Origin of the sequence: Pseudoalteromonas sp. SCSIO 43088, from assembly GCF_023650795.1 — a bacterium.
GTDB lineage: Bacteria > Pseudomonadota > Gammaproteobacteria > Enterobacterales > Alteromonadaceae > Pseudoalteromonas > Pseudoalteromonas shioyasakiensis.
This window is the reverse complement of sequence record NZ_CP072675.1, coordinates 1,414,931-1,438,823: the sequence shown is the minus strand read 5'-3', so window position 1 is coordinate 1,438,823 and position 23,893 is coordinate 1,414,931. Positions and strand designations below refer to the sequence as shown.

The following is a 23,893-nucleotide window of genomic DNA, read 5'->3' as shown; positions in this document are numbered from 1 at the left end:
TAAATTGCCCAGCCTAATCAAGGGTTTTCTTAAACCTAAATGCAGCCACAGCCAAGCCCAAAATTGTAAAGGCTAACAGCCAAAGTAAATCACTGCTCATACTTATTAGATTGACATCTTTTAGCACGATTCCGCGTATTAACCTTAGGTAATGCGTTGCGGGTAAGCACTCAGCAAGCCATTGCGCTGCCTTTGGCATGCCTTCATAAGGAAATACAAAACCTGATAATAATATCGAGGGTAACAGAATGAAAATTGTCATTTGCATTGCTTGAAGCTGATTTTTAGCGATGGTTGAAAGCACTAAGCCAAGCACTAAACTGGCACATATAAACGCAAAGGTTGCGACAGCCAATGCGACTAAACCACCTCCAAAAGGAATATGAAACAAGAGCTTACCCATACCTAATATAATAAATAACTGAATAAAACCAATGAAGATATAAGGCACCACTTTACCGATCATTAATTCAAGTGAGCTTAACGGTAAGGTGATTAAAAGCTCCATATTACCTCGCTCTTGCTCTTTAACAATGGCAGCAGAGGTAAACATAATCATCGTCATGGTTAAAATAACAGCAGCTAAACCTGGCACAATATTCACTGCAGAGCGTTGCTCTGGGTTATAAAATAAGGTCGTCTCAAAGGTTGGGTATGTTCTATTCGCAGGCTTATCGAGAAGCTCTGCAAGCGGCATATTGCGCAGCGATTTTATGCTCGACGCTACCATTGTATCGGAGCCATCAACTAACCAATGCGCAATTGGCCTGACTAACGACTCATTACTGCCATCAGGCAAACCAAAACCAACGGTTGGGTGCTGGGCAAGTCGGTTTGCCACATCGTGGGGTATAAACAGCACAGCCCGCACTTTCGCGCTCGCGATTGCTGTTTGTGCCTGTTCAATACTGTCGTAATAATCCGTCACTTTAACCACATTTGTCGCCGATACTGTTTGTACTAAAATGCGACTGAGCGCAGTTTGACTATGATCGACCACTGCAACAGGGATATCTTTAACGTTGGTGTTAATAGCGTAACCAAATAGAATCAGTTGGATAAGGGGAATCATCACCACCATCGCAAAGGTCATTCTATCGCGGCGTAATTGTAATAATTCTTTGTTTACAATTGCTTTTATGCGGCTTAATGAAGTCACAATACTCATTGTCGGCCCTGCCCTGTGCAGGTGACAAACACGTCTTCAAGGCTTGGGCGCACACTATTTACTTGCCACGTATCCTGACAGAATGATTGCTGTTTTATGAACTCAACGGGGTCTTGAACATCTTTTTTTACTAATACTCGCAGCTGTGCACCTAGCTGAGTTGCCGAGATAACATGGTCGATTGTTGCGAGTTGTTTTTTTAATTCTCTGGTTTGCGCCCCTGCGATTTCTACAACATGAGCGTGCATGTCTGTCATTAATTGCTTTGGAGAGCCATCCGCGCGTTTAATACCAGATTCTAAAATGGCTAAACGATGACAACGCTCGGCTTCATCCATGTAATGGGTGGTGACTAATATCGTGGTACCGGCATTACTTAAATCAAACAGTGTTTCCCAAAAATCACGGCGATTTTGTGGATCGACTGCCGATGTTGGTTCATCAAGAAATAAAATTTTCGGTTTATTAATCACTGCAGCAGCCAATGCTAAGCGCTGCCGTTGGCCCCCACTCATACTTCCGGCCATTTGATCTACTCTTTGATCAAGACCATAGGTATGGAGCAATTCGTCAATTCTTTGTTGTTTTTGTTGCTTTTTAAACGGGTAAAGCGCCGCCATGAACTTTAGGTTTTCAAGCACGGTCAGGTCACTATAAAGTGAAAACTTTTGTGTCATATAACCAAGTTGCGTTCTGAGCTTTTCAGCATCTTTTGGCAGACTCAAGCCAAGCACATTGATATCACCAGAGGTTGGCTTCAATAAACCCGTAAGCATACGGATTGCAGTCGTTTTACCACAGCCGTTAGGGCCCAAAAAGCCATAAATTTGCCCTTGCTCAACGTCTAGATCAAGGTTATCAATCGCTTTTAAATCGCCAAATTGTTTTACCAAACCTTTGGCATGGATCACAGATTCAGTCATGGCATAATCACTTGAGCAGGTACGCCTGTCGGTAAATTATTTTCACTTACCGGTAGTGTTACCTCAGCAAGGTACATTAATCTCGCACGCTCTTCCTGATTAAGGGCATAAAAAGGCGTGAACGCAGGCTCTGAGGCAATCCAGGTCAGTTCACCCTGAATATCTTTATCTATGCCATCGACACGAACTGTAAGTGTCATGCCCTGATTGAGCTTGGCACGATATGGTTCAGGGATATATACGCGCGCATAAGGTGCGCTGTTTGCTTGAATAATAACGACAGGGCTGCCTTTAGTAACTCGCTCACCTACGTGCCAAGGTAAGTTATCGACCCTGCCAGCACGCATCGCTTTAATTGTCAGATCTGAGAGGTATTTTTGCTGTACTTTTAGTTCTGCTTCTGCGGCCTGAACTTGCGCTTTCGCACTATTAATATCTTCAACGCGAGAACCATTTGTTAATTCATTTAAGTTCTGCTTTGCTGATTCTAAATTAGCGAATGTCTCATCGCGTGCAGCGGTTGCACTGTCTAAGGTTTCTTGGCTTGCGAGTTTATCTTTAACTAAGGTTTTTGCACGGTGAAAATTAGCTTCGCTTTGCGTATATGCAGCATTAGCTGCTGCTACTTTGGCTGATGCACCAGCAACTTCTTCGGGGCGAGCACCATTCAAGGTTTTTTCAAGAAATGCAGTGGCTTGAGCTAGTTGAGCTTGTGCTTTAGCAACAATCGCTTGTTGTAGTTCGGCATCGAACTTTGCAATCACCTGCCCTTTTTCGACCAACTGGCCTGCTGAAACGGGTAAATCGATCAGTATTTCGTTAGTCGTTGCAGGATGGATCACACGCTCACGCTCAAGCGTTCCTAGCGCTACTCCCTCATTTGAGTCTGAGCAAGCAGTAATGACTAAAGAAATTAGAATGAGTACAACACGTTTAGCTAACATTTTAATTTCCTTATGGTTAGCTGATGAGTTGCTAGATACTATAAAGTATTAAAATGATCTGTAAAAGTGATCTATAGGAATTAAAGTTTTAGAAATATATGGAGTCTATATCGTAAAGATATATGGAGAATAAGGAATCTTAAGTTGAAAAATCTTAGTTATATTTGAAATGATATTTAAAAGATAGTCTTTCCAACACATTACTTACTTAAAGTAAGTGGCGTCCCCAAGGGGATTCGAACCCCTGTTACCGCCGTGAAAGGGCGGTGTCCTAGGCCTCTAGACGATGGGGACGCAGAAATTGGTTTGCAAATCACTGATTTGCTATTTCTGCGTAAGATGAGACCGAGCCTGCGAGGCGAATGGCCTTAGCTTAAACAGAAAGTTTCTGTGTCACTAGGACAACTGAATAGTTAGACTCGATTCAGACGAGTTCTTAATAACACAACACTTAAAGTAAGTGGCGTCCCCAAGGGGATTCGAACCCCTGTTACCGCCGTGAAAGGGCGGTGTCCTAGGCCTCTAGACGATGGGGACACATAATGTGTCACTAGGACAACTGAATAGTTAGACTCGATTCAGGCGAGCTCTTAATAACACAACACTTAAAGTAAGTGGCGTCCCCAAGGGGATTCGAACCCCTGTTACCGCCGTGAAAGGGCGGTGTCCTAGGCCTCTAGACGATGGGGACACATAATGTGTCACTAGGACAACTGAATAGTTAGACTCGATTCAGACGAGTTCTTAATAACACAACACTTAAAGTAAGTGGCGTCCCCAAGAGATTCGTACTCTTGATAACGTCGTGCATAGATTGCGCGGTGTTCACCGCCCTACTACACATAACCTACTTGAATAAGTGGCGTCCCCAAGGGGATTCGAACCCCTGTTACCGCCGTGAAAGGGCGGTGTCCTAGGCCTCTAGACGATGGGGACACATAATGTGTCACTAGGACAACTGAATAGTTAGACTCGATTCAGACGAGTTCTTAATAACACAACACTTAAAGTAAGTGGCGTCCCCAAGAGATTCGTACTCTTGATAACGTCGTGCATAGATTGCGCGGTGTTCACCGCCCTACTACACATAACCTACTTGAATAAGTGGCGTCCCCAAGGGGATTCGAACCCCTGTTACCGCCGTGAAAGGGCGGTGTCCTAGGCCTCTAGACGATGGGGACACATAATGTGTCACTAGGACAACTGAATAGTTAGACTCGATTCAGACGAGCTTTTAATAACACAACACTTTTACTAAGTGGCGTCCCCAAGGGGATTCGAACCCCTGTTACCGCCGTGAAAGGGCGGTGTCCTAGGCCTCTAGACGATGGGGACACATAATGTGTCACTAGGACAACTGAATAGTTAAACTCGATTCAGACGAGCTTTTAATAACACAACACTTAAAGTAAGTGGCGTCCCCAAGGGGATTCGAACCCCTGTTACCGCCGTGAAAGGGCGGTGTCCTAGGCCTCTAGACGATGGGGACACATAATGTGTCACTAGGACATTAAATGATAGTTTGACTCATATCGGAGTTAAGGTTACTAAAATAACATGTAAGTACTCGAGACCAACATATTTATTCTCTTGGCAATTGCTCACTTACTAAGAGTAAGTGGCGTCCCCAAGGGGATTCGAACCCCTGTTACCGCCGTGAAAGGGCGGTGTCCTAGGCCTCTAGACGATGGGGACGCAGAAAACTGCAACCCTAGGACAAACACTATGCAAATCTGGTGGAGCTATGCGGGATCGAACCGCAGACCTCTTCGCTGCCAGCGAAGCGCTCTCCCAGCTGAGCTATAGCCCCGACTTGCATACACACCGCCAATTAATGTTGGTTGTGTATCGCTGAGTGCGGGGCGCATTCTATGCACCCCCCCAAATAAAGTCAACAGTTTTTTATCTAAGTTTATTTAAATGATTTAAATCTCAACAAGCTGACTAAATATCAATCCGTTACGGAGGTATTTTATACAAAGCGCTATCAAATTAGCTATTTTGGGCTAATTGCATTGTTAGTTTGTTATCAAAGACTCTCTGCTTTTGAGTTTACTCTCTAAAAAAAGGGTATACATTTATATGCAAAATAAAGTTCGTTATTTAAAGCTTTAAATAAAACAACTTTCCCCTCCCCTGCTTTGTTTTTAATAGTGCTAACTAGAGTGCAATTAACTAATGCAAATTTATCGATATGAAAAAACTGTTTTAAAAATTTACTGTATTCATATCATTTGGAATGATTTACCTAGGTCATAAAGCTATAGATCCAAGTCTAAATATAAGCTTATGAATATAAATTGCATATTTGTTCGCCAAAAAATGCTTAAATGCCATGTCATTGTTTATAAAAGCTGCATCTAACACATTTTTACTCATTCAAGTGTTGACACATTTACAACTCTATCTATAATAGCGCCCCACAACAACGCAGCAATGAGTTGTTTTAGATATGGGTCGTTAGCTCAGTTGGGAGAGCATCGCCCTTACAAGGCGAGGGTCACTGGTTCAAGTCCAGTACGACCCACCATTATTCCCTAATGGTGTTCATATCTAAATTCTTAATGGGTCGTTAGCTCAGTTGGGAGAGCATCGCCCTTACAAGGCGAGGGTCACTGGTTCAAGTCCAGTACGACCCACCATTTACTTTCTCTTTATAAAGAAAGTTTCGGTGGTCCTTCCATTAAGAAAATATGCTGTATGTAATATGGGTCGTTAGCTCAGTTGGGAGAGCATCGCCCTTACAAGGCGAGGGTCACTGGTTCAAGTCCAGTACGACCCACCATTTTAAAATGGTGTTTCATATTACAAAAATCTAAATGGGTCGTTAGCTCAGTTGGGAGAGCATCGCCCTTACAAGGCGAGGGTCACTGGTTCAAGTCCAGTACGACCCACCATTAAACAAACTTTGATGGTGTTTTCATTTAGATTATTCTTCGCGGGTCGTTAGCTCAGTTGGGAGAGCATCGCCCTTACAAGGCGAGGGTCACTGGTTCAAGTCCAGTACGACCCACCATTTAATTAAAATGGTAGCGAAGAAAAAGATTATATGGGTCGTTAGCTCAGTTGGGAGAGCATCGCCCTTACAAGGCGAGGGTCACTGGTTCAAGTCCAGTACGACCCACCATTACTTTTTGAAGCAAAGAGCATCGCAACTCTTTACAACGAAAAGGCTCGGTGGTTAAGTTCAGTAAGACCAACCATTTAATCTAAAACAAAATTTATATGTGGGTCGTTAGCTCAGTTGGGAGAGCATCGCCCTTACAAGGCGAGGGTCACTGGTTCAAGTCCAGTACGACCCACCACATATAAAACCTCCTTATTTTATCTCTAGTTTTCAAAAGCATCGCCACTCTTTACAAAACACAGGCTCTATGGTTCAAGTCCAGTACGACCCACCACATATAAAACCTCCTTATTTTATTTCTAGTTTTCAAAAGCATCGCCACTCTTTACAAAACACAGGCTCGATGATTCAAGTCCAGTACGACCCACCACATATAAAACCTCCTTATTTTATCTCTAGTTTTCAAAAGCATCGCCACCCTTTACAAAACACAGGCTCGATGGTTCAAGTCCAGTACGACCCACCACATATAACAATCACTTCTAATATCTGACTTCTAATATCTATCACTCACTACTCCATTTATTGATATAACCCAAAGCTAAACTTTAAATCATTGCAAAAGCTGTAATTTGCCTTGTCAGCAGCTAGACTGTTTATTATAGTCATCGTTAATGTCACTTAGTCGCAAGTCCAATGCCTGCAAAGATTTTTTCGAAAGCCAAAATTTTAATAGTTGAAGAGCAGCCACTTGCTCAAAGCTATATGAAACAGTCCTTAGAGGGATTGGGGTTTCGTCAGTTGCGTTTTGCTGAGCATGCAATTGCAGCAAAAGAACAATGTCAAATTGAGCAATTTGATCTCATCGTTTGTTCATTTAACCTTAGTAAACATCAAGATGGTTATCAGCTTTATGAAGAGCTGAAAATGAAGCGTCTTATAAAAAACTCTACCGGCTTTATTTTTATTTCAGCTGAAACAAGCGGCTCGTTAGTTCACAGTGTACTCGAGCTACAACCAGATGATTTCTTAGTTAAACCCTTTACAATTAACGAATTAAAAAATCGTATTGAAAAAGTGTTATTGCGCAAAAGTAACCTACATCAAATTTATCAACTTATTGATGATGGGAATGACTCCAAAGCAATTAAACAAATTGATGCCTTGCTGCAAAACAAAGGTAATAGTTACAGCGCCATTCTGTTGAGATTAAAAGGCGACGCCCTTCTTCGCCTTAAGCGCTTTGAAGAGGCCAAAACATTTTTTAAATCAGTGCTCGATATTCAAAAATTTACTTGGGCAAAAGTTGGTTTAGTCGAAGCGCTTATTGCTAATAATGAACATACCCTAGCACACCGCATGCTTAAGACGATGTTGCAGCGCAGTGAAACGAGACTAGTTGCGCTTGATTTACTAGGTCGATTAGAAATTAAACTCAATAAGTTTGATGAGGCTCAGGACTTTTTTAGTAAAGCTGTTGAGATTGCCCCACGTAACATTGACCGCCAAAAAGCCCTGAGTCATGTATCATTGCTTAATCATGATTATGAAAAAAACTATTTAACTCAAAAAGATATTGCCAGTTACGCAAAGCACTCAATTCACGATAACCCTGATATATATTTAAATGCGGCGCGCGCAGGGATTGATTTTGCTTTAACGACGGATCAAACCGATCAAGTTAATCGCATTTCGAGACAGACAAACCAGTACTTAAGTGATTTAAAAAAGCAGTTTCCGAATAGTAATAATCAAACACAAATTGATGTTCTCAATGCGCGTTTGCATTATTTAAAGGATGAACATCAAAAGGCTAAAGCACTTATCAATCAGCTTGATGAAAGTGACACTCAAATTCGTTCAGTAGATGGTGCGCTCGATAAAGCGAAAGCGTTTCATGAGCTTGGTTTTCACCACAAAGCACAGATGCTATTTAACCAAATTATCACTCACTGTGAACGCCACCCATCAGTTAGCGATCCGGTGTATTTACGTTATATTCAACAACAACAAACTGAACGACGAGATATCAAGCTCGGTCCGAAAGAGCTCAATAATCACGCTGTAACACAATTTAATAAAGGTCAGCTCAATACGGCACTTGAAGCCTTCACCCAAGCATTTAGGATCATGCCTAAAAATGCCAGCATCGCTTTAAACCTACTGCAATGTTTATTCGATACAAATAACCAAGGCCAATCATTTAATTTAGCGCTCGCGAAAAAATGTTTTGCCTTGCTAGATGCGCAAACATTAGAAGATGAACAAGCAATCCGCTTTGAAAAAATTAAAGCCTTGGCTGCAAAGTTAAAAATTAAGCTTGCTGAGTAATCGAGTATGGCATTTTCTTTGTTTAAATTTAAAAAGCCCCTCCTAAGCGTTGCGCTTTTAATCTTTTGCCAATACAGCTTTGCCTCAGCAACATTACAACATTGGCAACAAGCCAGTATCAATTGGCAAAGTAAAGCAGGTAGCCATATCAATATTTTGGCTGATGAGCAGCCTGCATTTATGGCGTTAAAACCCTACATTCCTTTATTTGAGCAGCTAACAGGGATTTCTGTTGGCTTTCATGCTTTAGAACAATCACAAATGCGTGTTCGTCGCCATCAAGATTTAAGCGAGGCTTCAGGGCTTTACGATGTACTGCCGATGGGGATTACCTTTTTAGGTGAAGCGCAAAGCCAAGGCTGGATTGAGCCCTTGCAGCCTTACATTGATAACCCAAAACTGACAGACAAAACTTGGTATCAGTTAGAAGACATTAGTGAGCGTAGCCTAGCGCTTTGTAAAATTGATAACACGCTATATTCGTTACCATTTGATTTTTCTGCGCCGATTTATTTTTATCGCAAAGATCTTTTCGAACGTTTTAACTTAGCAGTTCCAGATACCTACGAGCAACTACAAGCAACCAAGGTTAAGTTACAACGGGAAATCGACCGCACCCCTTCTTTAAATGGTATGCATGCATTTGCCTCACGGACATTGCCCGGTGCAGGATTAAACACTTGGACTGTATTACCTGTTATGCGTGCTTATGGCGCTGAAGTTATCGACGCGCAGGGCCAGTCAGTTTTTAATAGCCCTGAAACGGCACAAAGCCTACAAGTGTATCGCGACCTAGTAACAGGGTTCGGCAATCCAGATAACAGCCGCTTACTGCATTTTTATGAAATTCGTCGCCTGTTTAAAGAAGGCCGCCTTGCCTCGGCCTTTTTGGCTTCTCATTTTTATAATGAAATAGATACCGCCGAAGAGTCAGATATTTGGAATAAATGGGAAGCAGCCCCCTTGCCTGCTGGTCCAATCGCCAGAGAAACATCTCCTTGGGCATGGGCATTTGCAATTAATAGCAAATCAACTAACAAAGATGCTGCATGGTTATTTATTCAATGGGCAACCAGTGAGCAGACCGCCGCACTACTTAGTACAGGTGGCTCACCGCCTAGACAAAAAGTGTGGCACGAGAAGCTGTTTACTCTAGTAAACAAACCTGGCTTTAATAAAGCCATGTTATGGGTGTTTGAGCATGCAACGCCTGATCGCCTTCAGGCTGGCATGGTCGAGTTTCCGGTTATTGGCGAAATTATTTCGCAAACCTTTAGCCAAATTTTCTATGGTGCAGATATAAAACAATCAATCAAAAGCACAGACGCAAAAATCAACGCTAATATGCAAGCATTAAAAGTACGGAGTAATATTGAGCAATGAGAATTAGTATTGCCCACAAAATTTTAATGATCATTGGCTTTACCATTACCCTTATTTTAGGGGCAAGTACGTCGTTGTATGTAATGGAGCTTAAAGAGCAAACACTTTTGAACATGAGTGAAAAAGCCGATGCGATTGTCTCGCCCATGTTGTCAGAAATAAATAGCCTCACACAAGACAATACCGTGGGAAGTTGGGTGCTTAAAATTCAGGGTATTACATTAAAGAACATTTTAAAAAATAATACCTTTGATGATTTAAAGACGATTTACTTTATCGACCAAAATAACTTTATCGCCGCCCACCCGGATAACAGTAAAGTAGATACCCTAGAAACTAACCAAGTGCTGCTAAAACAGCTCAACCCTGAGCAAAATGCCATTGTAGCCATGGATCAGCAATATGCTGTTGCTGTGCCAATTAGCAATTTTCAGGGGGAAAACATCGGTTACGTTATCGTAAGCTTTTCAGATAAAGACTTAGCGTTAAAGACTAAATCGATTATTAGTAATGCGGTTTCGCTGTTTGCTATTTACCTGTTAACCGCACTTATCATCGCCTATATCATTATTCGCCGTATTATTTTACAGCCCATTGATCAGCTCGTAGAGTTTTCTCATGCTGTGACCACGGGTGATTTAAACTGCCCTATTAATATAAAAAGCCAAGATGAAATAGGTACTCTCGCCAGTGGCTTTAAAATGATGCGCGCTGCGGTTAGACAGCAGATCAACAGCATGCATGAACAACATAGTTTGCTTGAAGACACGGTTGCAAAGCGCACTCAAGAGTACCTTGATGCTAAAGAACAAGCTGAGCAATCAAATCAGGCCAAAAGTCGCTTTTTAGCTAATATGTCACATGAGTTAAGAACTCCGCTCAATGCAGTGCTAGGTTTTAGCCAATTACTACAAGATAGCGAAACAGATAAAAATAAGCGTCGTTATTTAGAAGCAATATCAATCTCTGGAAATTCACTGCTTAATGTTTTGAATGACATTCTCGATTTATCAAAAATCGATGCTGGTAAAATGCAACTCGATATTGAGCGTGTAGAAATCCCTAAAATGTGCCATGAGCTTAATATGATGTTTTTACAGCTCAGTGCGCAAAAAGATCTCGATTTACAAATAACCTCTCACCCTGAGTTAACAACTCCAGTGTTACTTGATAGCAATAAAGTTCGCCAAGTACTAACCAACTTAATCAGTAATGCTATTAAGTTCACAGCACAAGGCAGTGTTAAAGTGTATTTTGATTTTAAAGCACACGATGACAACAGCAATATTGATATCAAAATTCATGTCACAGACACAGGTAAGGGTATTCCTAAAGATCAACAAGATCTTATTTTTAATGATTTTGAACAAGTACAAGGCCAACGTAGTTCTGAGTTTGGTGGAACGGGGTTAGGTCTTGCGATTTCACTGCGTTTTATCAAGCTAATGGGTGGTGAGTTATCGGTGATCAGCGATAAAGATAAAGGCAGTGAGTTTATCGTGTCGTTACCAAATATTGAATTAGCTGAATCTAAAAATGAAGTGAAACATCGTAACTACCCCGCTATTTCGAGCTACCACTTTAATCCTGCTCGCATTTTGATTGTTGATGATATTCCCTACAACCGTGACTATTTAGAGTCCTTCTTATCGCGCTGGAGCTTTACCGTAGACACGGCTATCAATGGTGAAGATGCCCTTAAAAAAATTGAGCAGCATCAGCCTGATTTAATCATCATGGATTTAAAAATGCCGGTGATGGGCGGATTAGAAGCAAGTCAGTTAATTCGCAGTGATGATCGCTTCAAGCATATTCCAATCATTGCGGTTACAGCATCGGTATTAAAAGATGATAAGGCGCAATCCAGTATTTTGACAGACTACATAATCAGTAAGCCAATTCACCGTGAGCACCTTATTTTTATCATTGCTCAATACTTAGATTAGGTAATGATTAGATAGAGATTAAATACGCATTAGTCGCGTTTTTTCATCGCTATAGCATTCATGCAATAGCGTAAGCCACTTGGCGGTGGACCATCAGGAAATACATGTCCTAAATGTGCATCGCAAACATTACATACGGCTTCAATGCGCTGCATACCATGGCTAGAGTCCGCGATATAGGCAATGCTTTCAACACTGCTAGGCTGGGTAAATGACGGCCAGCCTGTGCCACTATCGAACTTTTCATCGCCATCAAAAAGTAAGTTGTCACAACACACACACGCATATTGACCTGGTTCAAATATCGTACATGAATCAGAGCTATGCGGACGTTCGGTGCCTTTTAAACGGGTTACATAGAATGCATCTTGTTCGAGCTCAGCTTGCCATTCAGATGGCGATTTTTCGACTCGACGTGAAGGTGTTGGGTTACCGTTATGGGCAAACTCTAAAATATCTTGCCAAGTTAACATAATGCTCCCTCAGGGTTGAATACAACAATTGCACAGTACATCACAAGCACTACTAAGGGCAAGCAACGTGCGTCTAGTAATTACTGTGTTTGTAACCTGATATCTATTTGTGCACGTTCACGCTCAGAAAGTAGCTGTGCTAAATGACTATTTATTTGGCTGCTGTTAACACTTAATACGGCTGTTATCAGCTGGTCATTGACATCAGTTACATGGATTATCCCTTCGCCGATTTCAATCTGCTTGATTTGGCCAATTAATACAAACTCAGCTTTGCGTTTAAAATCGAATAAACCTGCAAGACTTATCAGTGCAAGCTGATTCACATCACGCTTTAGTAAATCGGCAATGGGATTACGCGCTACAAATAACGGAGTTACTCGATAAAGGCTTGATAACGTAATAAAGCCCCATAACATCACAAACAACGAAAATGCAGCACTGTGCCAAAGTGGCGTAAATACCCATAAAACAATTAACACCAGCGCGATAGTGAGTGAAATTTTTGCTAAAAGCTTATTAATTGCCAACATATTGCAGCCCTATTTCTTTTCAATTGGATCTGGCCAATCATTAAAAAAGACCGACAGATATCTGCTTTTTAATAAATATAACAGTACCCATAACACCAGCACCATTTGACACGCTAAGAAAAACGAAAACTGATAGTGACTGTGCGCAGCCTGATAGGTTAACCAACTTAAATCTGTGATTGCACACAAAATTAATGGCCAGCGCATAAAACGCCATATAGACGCCAGACGTTTCGCACTTTCAGCATTTTCTTGAGGTCGGCGTAAACAAAAGATCACCGCCGGTAATAAGGCGATTGCAGCTATGGCAATGGCTGTAAAGAAATCACTTTTCGATTTAAAAAACAGCGACATGATATCTAAATCAGGGCGACGGCTCAGCGCCGCCATCAGCCAAATAAAGTAACTGCGTAACAACACTAACAAAGTTAAATGAAACGCTACTGGGGTTCGATAAGCGCCGTGTTTATCCCAGTATTCTGGACCGTAGCGATTCATATTTGGTTCTTCTTATCGGCAATGATGCCAAGTACCAAAAACGCAGCTGTAAGTGTAAGCGCCAGCCATTTAACACCGAGTAGCAGTAGCAACTTACTTAAAAATGGAGTTACAAACACCACAAGTAAGCCCATGCCAAACCCTGTGACCAACACAAAGCAAAGCACGCGAATAATAAAGTGACGACGCGCGACAAAGCGCTTGGTCACTTTAATAATATCGTTTGCATACAAGGATATAAAACACACCACCAGCAATAATGAAATATTGTAAAGGTGTGGTTGCAGCCAGCTGCCAATTGTTAAAGCAACTGACGACAATGCCTGCAATAGACTATCCATTGTGCTCACTTAAAAGTGCAATGAGGTCAGCCTCAGTTAACACATCAATGCCTAAGTCTTGTGCTTTGGTTAATTTTGAGCCTGCTTTTTCACCCGCAATCAGTGCATCTGTTTTAGCCGATACACTACCCGACACTTTTGCACCTAACGCTTGTAAACGTGCTTTTGCATCATTACGATTAAGCTCACTCAATGTGCCGGTCAGTACGTAAGTTAAGCCAGCTAATGGCTGCGCATCGGCGCTCGGCGCTGTTAATTCTGGCCAGTGAATACCTTGCTCAACTAACGCATTTACAACTGCCATATTGTGCTCTTCGCTAAAGAAGCCACGTACATGCTTAGCAACGATCTCACCTACGTCACTTACTTCAGTTAACGCATCAACGCTTGCTTGAGTGATTTTTTCTAGAGTTAAAAAATGGTATGCTAAGTTTTGCGCGGTTGCTTCACCGACTTCACGAATACCTAACGAATATAGGAATTTAGCTAAGGTTGTTTGTTTCGCATCTTGTAGTGCATTAACTAAGTTCTTAGCTGACTTTGGACCCATTCGCTCTAGTGATTCAAAATGCCCTTGTTTAAGGATAAATAAATCAGCAGGCGTTTTGATCAGTTCACGGTCAACTAGTTGGTCAACAATTTTGTCGCCTAAGCCATCAACATCAAGTGCTTTACGTGACGCAAAATGTTTAATTGCTTGCTTACGCTGCGCTTGGCACACTAAGCCACCCGTACAACGGGCAACCGCTTCACCTTCAATGCGCTCCACATGTGAGTCACAAATTGGGCAAGTAGCTGGAAATTCAATGTCTTTTGCATCGTCAGGGCGACGTTCAAGGACAACTTGGGTAATTTGTGGAATAACATCACCCGCACGACGTATAATCACGGTATCGCCAATTTTAACGCCTAAACGGGCAATTTCATCGCCGTTGTGAAGTGTTGCATTAGATACCGTTACGCCACCTACAAATACCGGCTCTAATCGTGCTACAGGGGTGATTGCGCCAGTGCGCCCTACCTGAAACTCAACATCAAGTAATTGGGTGATTTCTTCTTGCGCCGGGAATTTAAAAGCAATTGCCCAGCGTGGTGCTCGTGCCACAAAGCCTAAACGCTCTTGTCGTTTTTTGTCATTTACTTTAATAACCACACCGTCAATTTCGTAGGCAAGGCTACTTCGACGCGTCAAGATATCTTGGTAGTAATCAAGTGCAGCTTGCTGACCTTCAACCAGTTTTGTTTCTGGGCAAAGTGGTAAACCCCAATCGGTGAGTTTAGCTAGCTGTTGGTAATGATCTTCTGGTAACTGCCCATCGGCAACAAGCCCAGTGCTGTAGGCATAAAACATCAGTGGACGCTTTGCTGTTACTTTAGAGTCAAGCTGACGTAAGCTACCAGCCGCAGCATTACGTGGGTTAACAAACACTTTGTCGCCACGTTTTTCGGCTTCACTGTTTAGTTTGGCAAAACCGGCGCTATCCATAAATACTTCACCGCGCACTTCAAGCTCTGCTGGGAAGTCATCGCCACGTAACTTAAGCGGCACATTACGAATTGTTTTCACGTTTTGAGTGATGTTTTCACCCACCATACCATCGCCACGGGTGGCTGCTTGAACTAAAACACCATCACGATAAATAATCGATACCGCTAAACCATCAAGCTTTGGCTCACAACAAAAAGTCAGCTCATTGTTGTCCATTAGACGCTCTTTGATACGGCGGTTAAAGGCGGCAAACTCTTCTTCTGAAAACGCATTATCAAGTGACAGCATTGGCACTTGGTGAGTAACTTGCTCAAACTTATCAAGTGCGGCGCCACCGACTTTCTGGCTTGGTGAGTCAGGGCTTTGAAACTCAGGATTAGCTTGCTCAAGGGCGCTTAATTCGCGCATTAAACGGTCATATTCAGCATCAGGAATGCTAGGTGCATCCAGCACATAATAATTATGGTTATGCTCTTCTAACTGGGCACGAAGTTGGCTAATTTGCTCAAAGATAGGGCTGGACATGAAAACCTCAAAAATCTACATAAAAAAGCCACTTAGACGACTTAACGCCAAGTGGCCTAATACTTATACTCTGTGTGTGCGATTATGATGAAAAGCTGCGAACTTTCTCAACATACTCACGAACGCTTTCAACCGTCATTTCTTCACGGTTGCTATCTAAAATCGTTGCACCAAATTCATCGGCTAGCTTTTTAGCTGCACTGTGCAACATGTTGAATGCACTTAGACCGTCGCCATCACATGGTAAGGTCATAAATAAGCTAACACCTGCCGTACTAAACTGTTCCATATTATCAATATCGAACGTACCTGGGTTGTACATATTCACTAAACGGAATAACACCGGGCCTGTGCCAGCTGGGTCTAAGTGACGGTTAAAGAAACCTTCTTCAGAATACTTAAAGCCTAACATATTAACAGCTGGCAATAATTGGCTGCCATCCATTGTTAAACCTTCTGGCATTTGTAAATGCACGATAATGAAATCGGTTGGAGCTTGTGCATCTGCTGGCTCTTCTTCAACTTCTTGTTGCTCAGCTTCAGGCTCTTCAACAACCTGTTCTGAAACAGCCGGCTCGTCGTGACTTTCTGCTGAAAAGCTTAAATCACCAAACTCTGGCTCATCACGCTCTTGCGGTTTTGCAGTTGCAGGCTCTTGAACCTCGCTGGTTGTTTCGTTCGGTTCAACCCGTTCAACTGAAGGCGTATCTGGGCTGTCCTTTTTACGCACCGACCATAAGCCGTGAATTAATAAACCACCAATGACAAATACACTGATTACGATTAAAGCCCATCTTAATTCTTCGGCCATCCCCTCACCTTTATTATTTGATATGCCTAAATTTTATGCATGTGCCATTTGCACAGCTTGTTCTATATCTACAGCGACCATACGTGATACACCTGGTTCAGCCATAGTTACACCGGTCAACCTGCCTGCCATTTCCATAGCAATCTTGTTATGACTGATATAAATAAATTGTACTGATTGTGACATCTCTTCTACCAAACGGCAAAAACGACCCACGTTCGCATCATCCAATGGCGCATCCACTTCATCTAGCATACAGAATGGAGCTGGATTGAGCCTGAATATTGAAAACACCAATGATAATGCGGTCAGCGCTTTTTCTCCACCACTAAGCAGGTGAATTGTCGAATTTTTCTTGCCTGGTGGCCTTGCCATGATGCTCACCCCACTTTCAAGTAGATCATCACTGGTCAATTCAAGGTAAGCACTACCGCCACCAAACACTTTTGGGAATAACTCCCCAAAGTCTGTATTTACTTGATCAAAGGTCGCCTTGAAACGATTTTTTGTTTCTCGGTCGATTTTTTGAATCGCCCCTTCAAGGGTATTTAATGCTTGTGTTAAGTCATCAAGCTGCTGATTTAAATAATCGCTGCGCTGTTTAGCCTGCTCAAACTCATCTATTGCCGCTAAGTTCACCGCGCCAAGTTCATTTAATGCTTGCGTGGTTTTTGTAAGCCTCGTTTGCATGCTATTTAAATTGGCATTGTCAGGCAGTTCTTCAAGTACTGTTTTTAAATTTTGTTCCAGTTCTTCAAGTGGCTCTAACGCAGCTTGCGCCTTCACGATTAAACTTTGCTCATCCAGCGCTAATGCTTGCAACTGCTCTTGTAACGTCACCAACTCAGATTGCGATGATTTCAACGCTGTTTGCTTATCAGCAAGCTCCTTTTTAGCTTGACTCAAGGCCGCTTGCAAGTTTTTCAGCTCAACGTCACTTTGTTGATGCTTTTCAAGCAATAGCATAATTTGCTCTGCTACTTCTTCAAGCGGAATCACTAATTCTTCTAGTTGCTCGTTGAGCTCTAATACAGCTTCACTGGCAGCACTTTGGGCGGCATTAGCATGCTGTAGTTTGGTTTCGCTAAGTTGACATTCACTGCGAGCTTTTTGTTCGGCCAAATTTGCTTGATGTGCTTGCGTTTTATATTGCTCAAGCATAGAAGCCACTTGGCGATAGCGGTTATTTGCCTCAGCTTGTTGGTGTTTTGCTTGCTCTAACTCAATTTCAAGTTCTAATTGCTGCTCTAACAGTTGCTCAAGTAAACACTGCTGAGTTTGTTGCTGTTGGTCAGCATTTTGCTTTTGCTCAGCCAGTAAGGTTTGACGCTGTTGCAACTTAATAAGCTGGCTTTGCCACTGGGTTTGCTGCTCTAATAGCATATCGCGTCGAGTGCTGGCCGATGCAATCTGCTGAGCTGCTTGGTGAATTCGTTCTCTGTATTGCTCTTTGTCGGCGATGAGCGTTTTCTTGTGAGCTAGATGCTCATTTAGCAATTGCTGCTTAGTTTCTAATTGCTCGTTGAGTTCTTCATCTAACTGCTGGGCATCACTTAGCTGAGCATGCTTTAAAAGCAAAGAATTGTCGGCATCTTTATTGGCATCGGTATGAAAGTTACGACCATGCATACAGCCCTCTTCATCAATCACAGCCAGCCAATATGTATCCGCCAAAATAGCGTCATCAAAACAAGGTTGAAATGCAAACCGTGCTAATAAATCAGGGTAAGCACCCGATTCGATATAATTAGCTAATGACTCTTTTGGTAACTCATCATCAGATGCAGGCCAAACACTGTTAGGCTCTTTATGTTGACTGACCTTTAGATGCTCAAGGCCAAGTAGGGCTTGTTCAATTAGCGGCTCAAAGCCAGAAGCCACTTTTAGCTGCGCCAATAAAGAGACACTCTCGCTGTCGGTTTGCTCTGATAACACAGAATTAAGCGCAGCTATGCTGGCTCTATTTTCATTACTGTGCTGCTGAACCCGCTTTAAGTCCTGCTCTAAGTGCTGTTGCTCTTTATCCGCTTGTTCTAGATTTTGAGTGAGCTTATTCAGCGCACTTTGTTGCTGCGCAAGCTCTTTCGTCAGTGATTGAATTTGCTGTTGTTGCTCTGCAATTTGCGCTGCAACTGGAGTCGCTTCAAGTTCACTAATTTCAGCGGCAAGTTGTGCCTGCTGAGACTCAAGTTGCGCAACAGTCTGGGCAAAGTGAGCCTGTTGATTCTTTGCAACATTAATATCACTGCTATGAGCTTGGCTTTTCTGTAAGGTGCTTTGATATTGCTCATTGGTGCTTTGCGTTTGTTGCTGTTGCTGTGCGACTTGTTCTTCAACCTCTGCAACTTGCTCAGCGCACAGTAAACTTTGCTCAATCGCTTCTTGTAGCTGCTCTTGTAAAATGGCGGCTGAGGCGTGTTGCTCTTCTTGCAACTCTTTATTTTGTAACTGCAGTTGTTGCTGTTTGATGAGGTTTTGGCTAAGTGTTTGCTGTTGCTGCTTTAAGCTGATCTGTTGCTGCTCTTTGCGGGTTAAATCAGTGTGTGTTTGATGCTGAGCCTGCTGTGCGTCTTGCAGTTTTTGCTGCTCAAGCTGCACCTGATTTTCAAGGCTTGCTAAAACATCATCGTGGCCAGAGTGCGCTTCTCTAAAGAACTGGATTTGCTCTTTAAGTTTATTAATTTGCTCAGCTTTATCAATTTGTTGTTGGTGTAACTTCTGCCACTTTAAAACCGCAATTTGCCCTTTTAAGGTGCGCTCAGTGGCTTTTAGCTCTCGGTATTTTTTTGCATCGACTGATTGCACTGCAAGTTTATCGAGCTGTGTTTGCAACTCCTGCCTTACATCAAGCAGTCGCTCAAGGTTTTCGCGGGTGCTTTTAATGCGGGTTTGCGTTTCACGACGACGCTCTTTGTATTTTGAAACCCCCGCAGCTTCTTCTAAAAAAACACGTAAATCAGCCGGTTTACTCTCAATTAAACGCGAGATCATGCCCTGCTCAATAATTGCATAGCTGCGCGGGCCAAGACCTGTGCCTAGAAAGATATCGGTAATATCACGCTTACGGCATTTGCTGCCATTTAGAAAATAAGTTGACTGGCCATCTCGAGTCACTAAACGTTTGATCGCCACTTGGTTTCGATCAGCAAAGGTATTCGGTAAATGGCCACTGGTGTTATCAAACACCAACTCAACAGAGGCTTGTGAAATAGGTTTTCGATTAGTTGAGCCGTTAAAAATAACATCGGTCATGGCATCGCCACGTAAGTTTTTAGCTGAGCTTTCACCTAGCACCCAACGCACTGCATCGATGACATTTGATTTGCCACAGCCGTTCGGGCCGACAACACATGTCATCTGATCAGGAAATGGGATCTTAGTGGGTTCAACAAACGATTTGAAACCCGCTAATTTTATGGTGCTTAAGCGCATCTAATTGTTTTACCGATTTTTATTGTTATTCTTCAATTTAACCCATTTTAGGGTAAAAGGTTAAGCGTGGCGCTTAAAATTATCTAAAATAATACCCGTTGCCATCGCTACATTAAGCGATTCTGCTTGGCCATAAGCCGGAATAGTGATTTTATCAGTAACTAAGCTTTCGCAATCAGTTCGTATACCATGAGATTCACTGCCCATTAGTAATACGGCATCTTGTTTAAGAGCAGTTTTATGGATGTTCTCACCTTCTAAAAATGCACCATACACAGGGAGCTTTAAGCTTGGTAAGTAACTGGTTAAATCAGTTTGCGAGACACTCACGCGAGCAAATGAACCCATGGTTGCGCTAATAGTTTTCGGATTATAAGCATCCGCACTGTCTTTGCTGGTAACAATATGCTTAATACCATACCAATCAGCAACACGAATAATCGTTCCTAAATTCCCCGGATCCGACACGCCATCAAGGGCTAAAATAAGTCCCGATGTTGGTAATGCTTGCTGACTTGGCATATCAACAACAGCAATCGCGGCGTTGTTACTAACAAGCGTACTGGCTTTGGTAAGGCTGTCTTCATCTGCTTCAATGACTTGATGGGCTGCAAGTGCTGATTGATGCGCAGAAATAAATGCAGGAGTCGCAAATATATGAGCAATACTTAAACCACTGTTTAGTAATTCAAGTACATTTTTTTCGCCTTGGACAAGGTACTGGTTATATTGCTTACGGTATTTCTTTTGACCTAATGCACGAATTAGTTTCAGTTGGTTTTTTGAAATCATAACAGCCTCATAAAATGATGGTTAAGTATATCACCAAGGTCACAGATTCTGTACTCGAAAAACCAAGGGGAAAGTGCCAATTGCTTATTCAATCAGCACTTTTAAGAGACACTAGCTAATAAGAGACATTAACTAATTTTTGTCAGCCATTCATTTAACCATGGCTCAGTAACAGGCCAAGGCTCAAAATCTTCACAGGCATCAATTTCTAAACGATGACCAACAGGTTTTGCCTGTAAATCGCGAAACAGCTCATCAAAACTGCGACCTGCACCACAAAACGTATCGCCATAGCTGCGGTCGCCCATAGCAATAATGCCGTATTGCTTGCCTGTTAACATAGGAAATTGATCATTTAATTGGCTATATAAAGCGATTAAATTGTCAGGAATATCGCCCTGACCCGTCGTTGAAGTGATCACTAAAATATGTGACGCAGCCAGCATGTCATCAACCGTGCCATTTTCAACTAATTGCGCTTGATGCTCAGACTTTTCAATGACTTCAATAACTTGTTCGCTTAAACGCTCAGCACCGCCGTAAACACTGCCGACAAAAATACTAATGGTTGCCATAATAATCCTTTTCTTCTGTTGGCCAGCCAAGTTGCTGGCAAATCGTTAACATTGCATCGCCTAAAGGCGCTCTAATTGTTATTGGTTGCTTGCTATAAGGGTGCACAAACTTTAATTCAGAGGCAAATAACATTAACCGACGAAGTTTAAAATGCTCTCTAAAAAATTGATTATGCTGATTATCACCATGATTTACATCACCAATAATTGGCAATGATAAATGTTTTAAATGACGACGAATTTGATGTTTGCGGCCAGTTTTTGGAAAACACTCCACGAGCGAGTAACGAACTGTTGGGTATTTACCAATTGGAATAGGCAAGCTTGCTTGGTGCAGGCAATGAAATTGCGTTTGTGCTTCTTGCGGTGCTTTATTTTGATCAGCAAACTTATCGGCAATTTTATCAAGCTCTTCTTTTAAAGGTTTATCTAAGAAGATTGATTCGTTTAAAAAGCCTCTTACTAAAGCTAAGTAACGTTTTTCAATTTGCCCATCAATAAACAACTGGTTCATGTCACGGGCTGCTTCTGAGCTTAACGCAAACAGTAATACGCCTGAAGTTGGTCTATCTAAACGATGTACAGGAAACACGTGTTGGCCTATTTGGTCACGCAGCATTTGCATTGCAAATTGGGTTTCGTGTTTGTCTAAAAACGAACGGTGAACCAATAAACCGGATGGTTTATCAATCGCAATGTAATTTTCATCGCGGTACAGAATCGTTAACTCATCAAATTGTGGCTTAACACTCTCTTGCATCTTAGTCATCACTCAAAAGTTGATCGAGTTTTTGTAAAACGTTAATCACATCATTACCGCCGCTGTGTTGTGCCAGCATCATTTCAGCCATAGGTGCAATTGCAAAATTACGGGGTAAAGGCTGGGCATGTGCAATGAGGGTATGCATTTTTTCAAGAAAAACAAATTGCAGCCATTGCTCAAAAGCCATGGTGTCATGACAAAACGGCACACTAGAATTGAGTGCACTTGGGTCAATCGGTGTTGTTTGCCAAAGTGAATGGCGTTGTAATGTGGATTTTAATTCGCGCAGCAGCGCCAAAGTCTGTTGATGCATTGTAAAACTCTTAATACCTTTGTGCTTAGTATACCCTGTTCCAAGGCGCCATGGTATGGCGTATAATTCACGGCTGATATAGATTAAAAACGGTAATTGAGATTTTATGACTGAGCAGATCGCCACTTTAGGGCAACTTCTGGACGCAGCAGGTACCACTTGGCGTGCCTTCGATATTGGCAGACACATCACTAAATTAGACAAAAAACAATTTCTTGCCATTGAAGAAACAAAAATCCCTTACCCTTACCCGCTTGCTGGTCATGCTTGGCTTGCTATTCAATTTTGGGATGTAAAAGCGTCTAAAGAACCTTATGTATGGTTTTTAAAATTCCCCCTAGATGAGCAAAGCCGTCTTGTAAGCGCAAGCCGCGACCACTTTGCAAATATGGTAATTGAAGCACTTGGTACCGAAATTACCGGTGAAAATGCCGAAGGCAAACTTGATAACAATCCGTATGTATTTACGCCAAACGCCAACAAGCTAGCGGCATTTAATGCACAGGTTAAATGCTTACTTAAACAAAGTGCTTCACAGTATTACGAATATGCGCAGCTGTATTTTTCAGGCAAACTGGGGTTTGATAATTGGCAAAGTGTTGCAGTACAGGGTATTGCTGATTTTGCGATGCGCTTAGATAGCGACAACAATTTAGCAAACCTACAAGCCGCTTGGGGACAATTACCTGTCGAAGTATTACAGCCGCTAAGTGCAATGCTTGAACATGTTGCAATTGAACCCGTTTTTGCAGAGCAATTGTTAGCCTATGGTTTAAAGGCGATAGAGCAAAAAGACGACATTGCTCTTGTTGCAGCTCTTAGAAGCTTATCAAAAACAACGGCGCAAGGTTTAACTGCACAACTGGTTGATACTGTATTACGCTCTGATATGAACACCCAGTCAGATGTACTATTAACAATTGCAGGGCGTTGTTTTAGAACACTAGAAGACCCAGAACGCTTACATGTGTTTATGGATTGCTGTGCACACCACACTGAAATTGAACAACTGTTTGTGAGTATTTTCACCGATTTAGTTGCAATTCCTAGTATTCGCCCTCACCTACTAGGTTTATTAAGAAAAGAAAATCGTAGCGAAACACTCGCTCGAGCAATTGGAAGGTTATTCTCGTAAATGGCAGGCTTGTGGACACTCATTATCATTGGCAGCATCATCTATTTTTTTTGGTTAAACAGAAAAGTAGCAGAAGCAGCTAATCTTCATGCACAAAGACAAATTGAGCAATTAAATGTGCAATTAATGAGTGTTGCTTGCAATAAACGCAGGGTTGGCATTTTAAAAAGCGGCAAACCAGGTATCAAAAGCGAATTTATTTTTGAGTTTTCAAGTGATGGAGAAAACGTGTATCAAGGCGTTTTGATCATGGAAAACGAATTACTTAAAAGCGTAGTAATACCGCCGCATAAGATTTAAGTTACAAGTTGCGAGTTGCGAGTTGCGAGTTGCGAGTTGCGAGTTGCGAGTTATACAAGAATAATTGCAAGTGCGAGAAGTGCAACCCCCAGAAAGAACTAAGGCGTAGCTAATAGCCACGCCCCAATCTTGCTACTTCCATGATTAAGTA

General features: G+C 42.1%; 18 protein-coding genes, 16 tRNA genes and 2 pseudogenes. 13 read left to right on the top strand and 23 right to left on the bottom strand.

What is annotated here, in order from left to right; translation table 11 throughout:
* Positions 1-13: 13 nt before the first annotated feature.
* From J8Z28_RS06640 to J8Z28_RS06585, 12 genes are all read right to left on the bottom strand, one after another.
* The gene (locus J8Z28_RS06640) at positions 14-1,162 is read right to left on the bottom strand and encodes an ABC transporter permease (RefSeq protein ID WP_250660376.1); all 1,149 of its coding nucleotides are present in this window, start codon (positions 1,160-1,162) and stop codon (positions 14-16) included.
* 2 nt (positions 1,163-1,164) lie between these two features.
* Positions 1,165-2,091: an ABC transporter ATP-binding protein gene (locus J8Z28_RS06635; protein ID WP_062567026.1), complete on the bottom strand. Its 927-nt coding sequence runs from the start codon at positions 2,089-2,091 to the stop codon at positions 1,165-1,167.
* The gene (locus J8Z28_RS06630) at positions 2,088-3,035 is read right to left on the bottom strand and encodes an HlyD family secretion protein (RefSeq protein ID WP_055199412.1); all 948 of its coding nucleotides are present in this window, start codon (positions 3,033-3,035) and stop codon (positions 2,088-2,090) included. The genes J8Z28_RS06635 and J8Z28_RS06630 overlap by 4 nt, the downstream gene beginning before the upstream one ends.
* A gap of 218 nt (positions 3,036-3,253) precedes the next feature.
* Positions 3,254-3,329: transfer RNA gene (locus J8Z28_RS06625), tRNA-Glu, on the bottom strand.
* Positions 3,330-3,496: 167 nt separating this feature from the next.
* Positions 3,497-3,572, bottom strand: a tRNA-Glu gene (locus J8Z28_RS06620).
* A 78-nt stretch (positions 3,573-3,650) separates the two neighbouring features.
* Positions 3,651-3,726, bottom strand: a tRNA-Glu gene (locus J8Z28_RS06615).
* Positions 3,727-3,895: 169 nt separating this feature from the next.
* Positions 3,896-3,971 (bottom strand) — tRNA-Glu (locus J8Z28_RS06610).
* A 169-nt stretch (positions 3,972-4,140) separates the two neighbouring features.
* Positions 4,141-4,216 (bottom strand) — tRNA-Glu (locus J8Z28_RS06605).
* A gap of 78 nt (positions 4,217-4,294) precedes the next feature.
* Positions 4,295-4,370: transfer RNA gene (locus J8Z28_RS06600), tRNA-Glu, on the bottom strand.
* Positions 4,371-4,448: 78 nt separating this feature from the next.
* Positions 4,449-4,524, bottom strand: a tRNA-Glu gene (locus tag J8Z28_RS06595).
* A gap of 130 nt (positions 4,525-4,654) precedes the next feature.
* Positions 4,655-4,730: transfer RNA gene (locus tag J8Z28_RS06590), tRNA-Glu, on the bottom strand.
* 39 nt (positions 4,731-4,769) lie between these two features.
* Positions 4,770-4,845: transfer RNA gene (locus J8Z28_RS06585), tRNA-Ala, on the bottom strand.
* Between the two features lie 644 nt (positions 4,846-5,489).
* Here J8Z28_RS06585 and J8Z28_RS06580 point away from each other — a divergent pair.
* The 10 genes from J8Z28_RS06580 (at position 5,490) to J8Z28_RS06535 (ending at position 11,762) form a co-directional block, all read left to right on the top strand.
* Positions 5,490-5,565: transfer RNA gene (locus J8Z28_RS06580), tRNA-Val, on the top strand.
* Between the two features lie 36 nt (positions 5,566-5,601).
* Positions 5,602-5,677 (top strand) — tRNA-Val (locus tag J8Z28_RS06575).
* 67 nt (positions 5,678-5,744) lie between these two features.
* Positions 5,745-5,820: transfer RNA gene (locus tag J8Z28_RS06570), tRNA-Val, on the top strand.
* A 36-nt stretch (positions 5,821-5,856) separates the two neighbouring features.
* Positions 5,857-5,932, top strand: a tRNA-Val gene (locus J8Z28_RS06565).
* A gap of 43 nt (positions 5,933-5,975) precedes the next feature.
* Positions 5,976-6,051 (top strand) — tRNA-Val (locus tag J8Z28_RS06560).
* A 35-nt stretch (positions 6,052-6,086) separates the two neighbouring features.
* A tRNA-Val gene (locus J8Z28_RS06555) sits at positions 6,087-6,162 on the top strand.
* A gap of 102 nt (positions 6,163-6,264) precedes the next feature.
* Positions 6,265-6,340: transfer RNA gene (locus J8Z28_RS06550), tRNA-Val, on the top strand.
* A gap of 458 nt (positions 6,341-6,798) precedes the next feature.
* The gene (locus J8Z28_RS06545; protein WP_054563633.1) at positions 6,799-8,433 is read left to right on the top strand and encodes a response regulator; all 1,635 of its coding nucleotides are present in this window, start codon (positions 6,799-6,801) and stop codon (positions 8,431-8,433) included.
* A 6-nt stretch (positions 8,434-8,439) separates the two neighbouring features.
* The gene (locus J8Z28_RS06540) at positions 8,440-9,816 is read left to right on the top strand and encodes an extracellular solute-binding protein (RefSeq protein WP_054563632.1); all 1,377 of its coding nucleotides are present in this window, start codon (positions 8,440-8,442) and stop codon (positions 9,814-9,816) included.
* Entirely contained in the window at positions 9,813-11,762 is a 1,950-nt protein-coding gene (locus tag J8Z28_RS06535) for an ATP-binding protein (RefSeq protein WP_250660119.1), read from the top strand. Before J8Z28_RS06540 ends, J8Z28_RS06535 begins: the two co-directional genes overlap by 4 nt.
* A 29-nt stretch (positions 11,763-11,791) precedes the next feature.
* Here the strand turns inward: J8Z28_RS06535 and msrB are convergent.
* A pseudogene (msrB, locus tag J8Z28_RS06530) lies at positions 11,792-12,154 on the bottom strand (peptide-methionine (R)-S-oxide reductase MsrB); the annotation flags it as partial.
* Between the two features lie 19 nt (positions 12,155-12,173).
* Between msrB and J8Z28_RS21905 the strand changes: the two are divergent.
* Positions 12,174-12,254, top strand: a pseudogene (locus J8Z28_RS21905) (hypothetical protein); the annotation flags it as partial.
* A 61-nt stretch (positions 12,255-12,315) separates the two neighbouring features.
* Here the strand turns inward: J8Z28_RS21905 and J8Z28_RS06525 are convergent.
* From J8Z28_RS06525 to J8Z28_RS06480, 10 genes are all read right to left on the bottom strand, one after another.
* Positions 12,316-12,768, bottom strand: coding sequence for a hypothetical protein (locus tag J8Z28_RS06525; RefSeq protein ID WP_250660118.1), 453 nt, complete (start codon positions 12,766-12,768; stop codon positions 12,316-12,318).
* Between the two features lie 9 nt (positions 12,769-12,777).
* Positions 12,778-13,266: a DUF2919 domain-containing protein gene (locus tag J8Z28_RS06520; RefSeq protein ID WP_055199267.1), complete on the bottom strand. Its 489-nt coding sequence runs from the start codon at positions 13,264-13,266 to the stop codon at positions 12,778-12,780.
* The gene (locus tag J8Z28_RS06515; RefSeq protein ID WP_055021909.1) at positions 13,263-13,607 is read right to left on the bottom strand and encodes a DUF3392 family protein; all 345 of its coding nucleotides are present in this window, start codon (positions 13,605-13,607) and stop codon (positions 13,263-13,265) included. Before J8Z28_RS06515 ends, J8Z28_RS06520 begins: the two co-directional genes overlap by 4 nt.
* Positions 13,600-15,621 (bottom strand): NAD-dependent DNA ligase LigA, encoded by a 2,022-nt coding sequence (ligA, locus tag J8Z28_RS06510; RefSeq protein ID WP_250660117.1) that lies wholly within the window; start codon positions 15,619-15,621, stop codon positions 13,600-13,602. Before ligA ends, J8Z28_RS06515 begins: the two co-directional genes overlap by 8 nt.
* Before the next feature lie 82 nt (positions 15,622-15,703).
* Entirely contained in the window at positions 15,704-16,432 is a 729-nt protein-coding gene (gene zipA, locus J8Z28_RS06505; RefSeq protein ID WP_250660116.1) for a cell division protein ZipA, read from the bottom strand.
* 33 nt (positions 16,433-16,465) lie between these two features.
* Entirely contained in the window at positions 16,466-19,864 is a 3,399-nt protein-coding gene (locus tag J8Z28_RS06500) for a chromosome segregation SMC family protein (RefSeq protein WP_250660115.1), read from the bottom strand.
* 60 nt (positions 19,865-19,924) lie between these two features.
* Positions 19,925-20,656 (bottom strand): TrmH family RNA methyltransferase, encoded by a 732-nt coding sequence (locus tag J8Z28_RS06495; protein WP_250660114.1) that lies wholly within the window; start codon positions 20,654-20,656, stop codon positions 19,925-19,927.
* 128 nt (positions 20,657-20,784) lie between these two features.
* The gene (locus J8Z28_RS06490) at positions 20,785-21,231 is read right to left on the bottom strand and encodes a flavodoxin (protein ID WP_054563623.1); all 447 of its coding nucleotides are present in this window, start codon (positions 21,229-21,231) and stop codon (positions 20,785-20,787) included.
* Positions 21,218-21,991 carry a tRNA pseudouridine(65) synthase TruC gene (gene truC, locus J8Z28_RS06485; protein ID WP_055021913.1) on the bottom strand — a complete coding sequence of 258 codons (774 nt, stop codon included), beginning with the start codon at positions 21,989-21,991 and terminating at the stop codon, positions 21,218-21,220. Before truC ends, J8Z28_RS06490 begins: the two co-directional genes overlap by 14 nt.
* A 1-nt stretch (position 21,992) precedes the next feature.
* The gene (locus J8Z28_RS06480; RefSeq protein WP_250660113.1) at positions 21,993-22,307 is read right to left on the bottom strand and encodes a YqcC family protein; all 315 of its coding nucleotides are present in this window, start codon (positions 22,305-22,307) and stop codon (positions 21,993-21,995) included.
* 106 nt (positions 22,308-22,413) lie between these two features.
* Between J8Z28_RS06480 and J8Z28_RS06475 the strand changes: the two genes are divergently transcribed.
* A complete protein-coding gene (locus tag J8Z28_RS06475) occupies positions 22,414-23,442 on the top strand; it encodes a DUF3549 family protein (RefSeq protein WP_239963684.1) in 1,029 nt (342 codons plus the stop codon).
* Positions 23,443-23,742: a DUF3301 domain-containing protein gene (locus tag J8Z28_RS06470; protein ID WP_239963685.1), complete on the top strand. Its 300-nt coding sequence runs from the start codon at positions 23,443-23,445 to the stop codon at positions 23,740-23,742.
* Positions 23,743-23,893 lie beyond the last annotated feature (151 nt).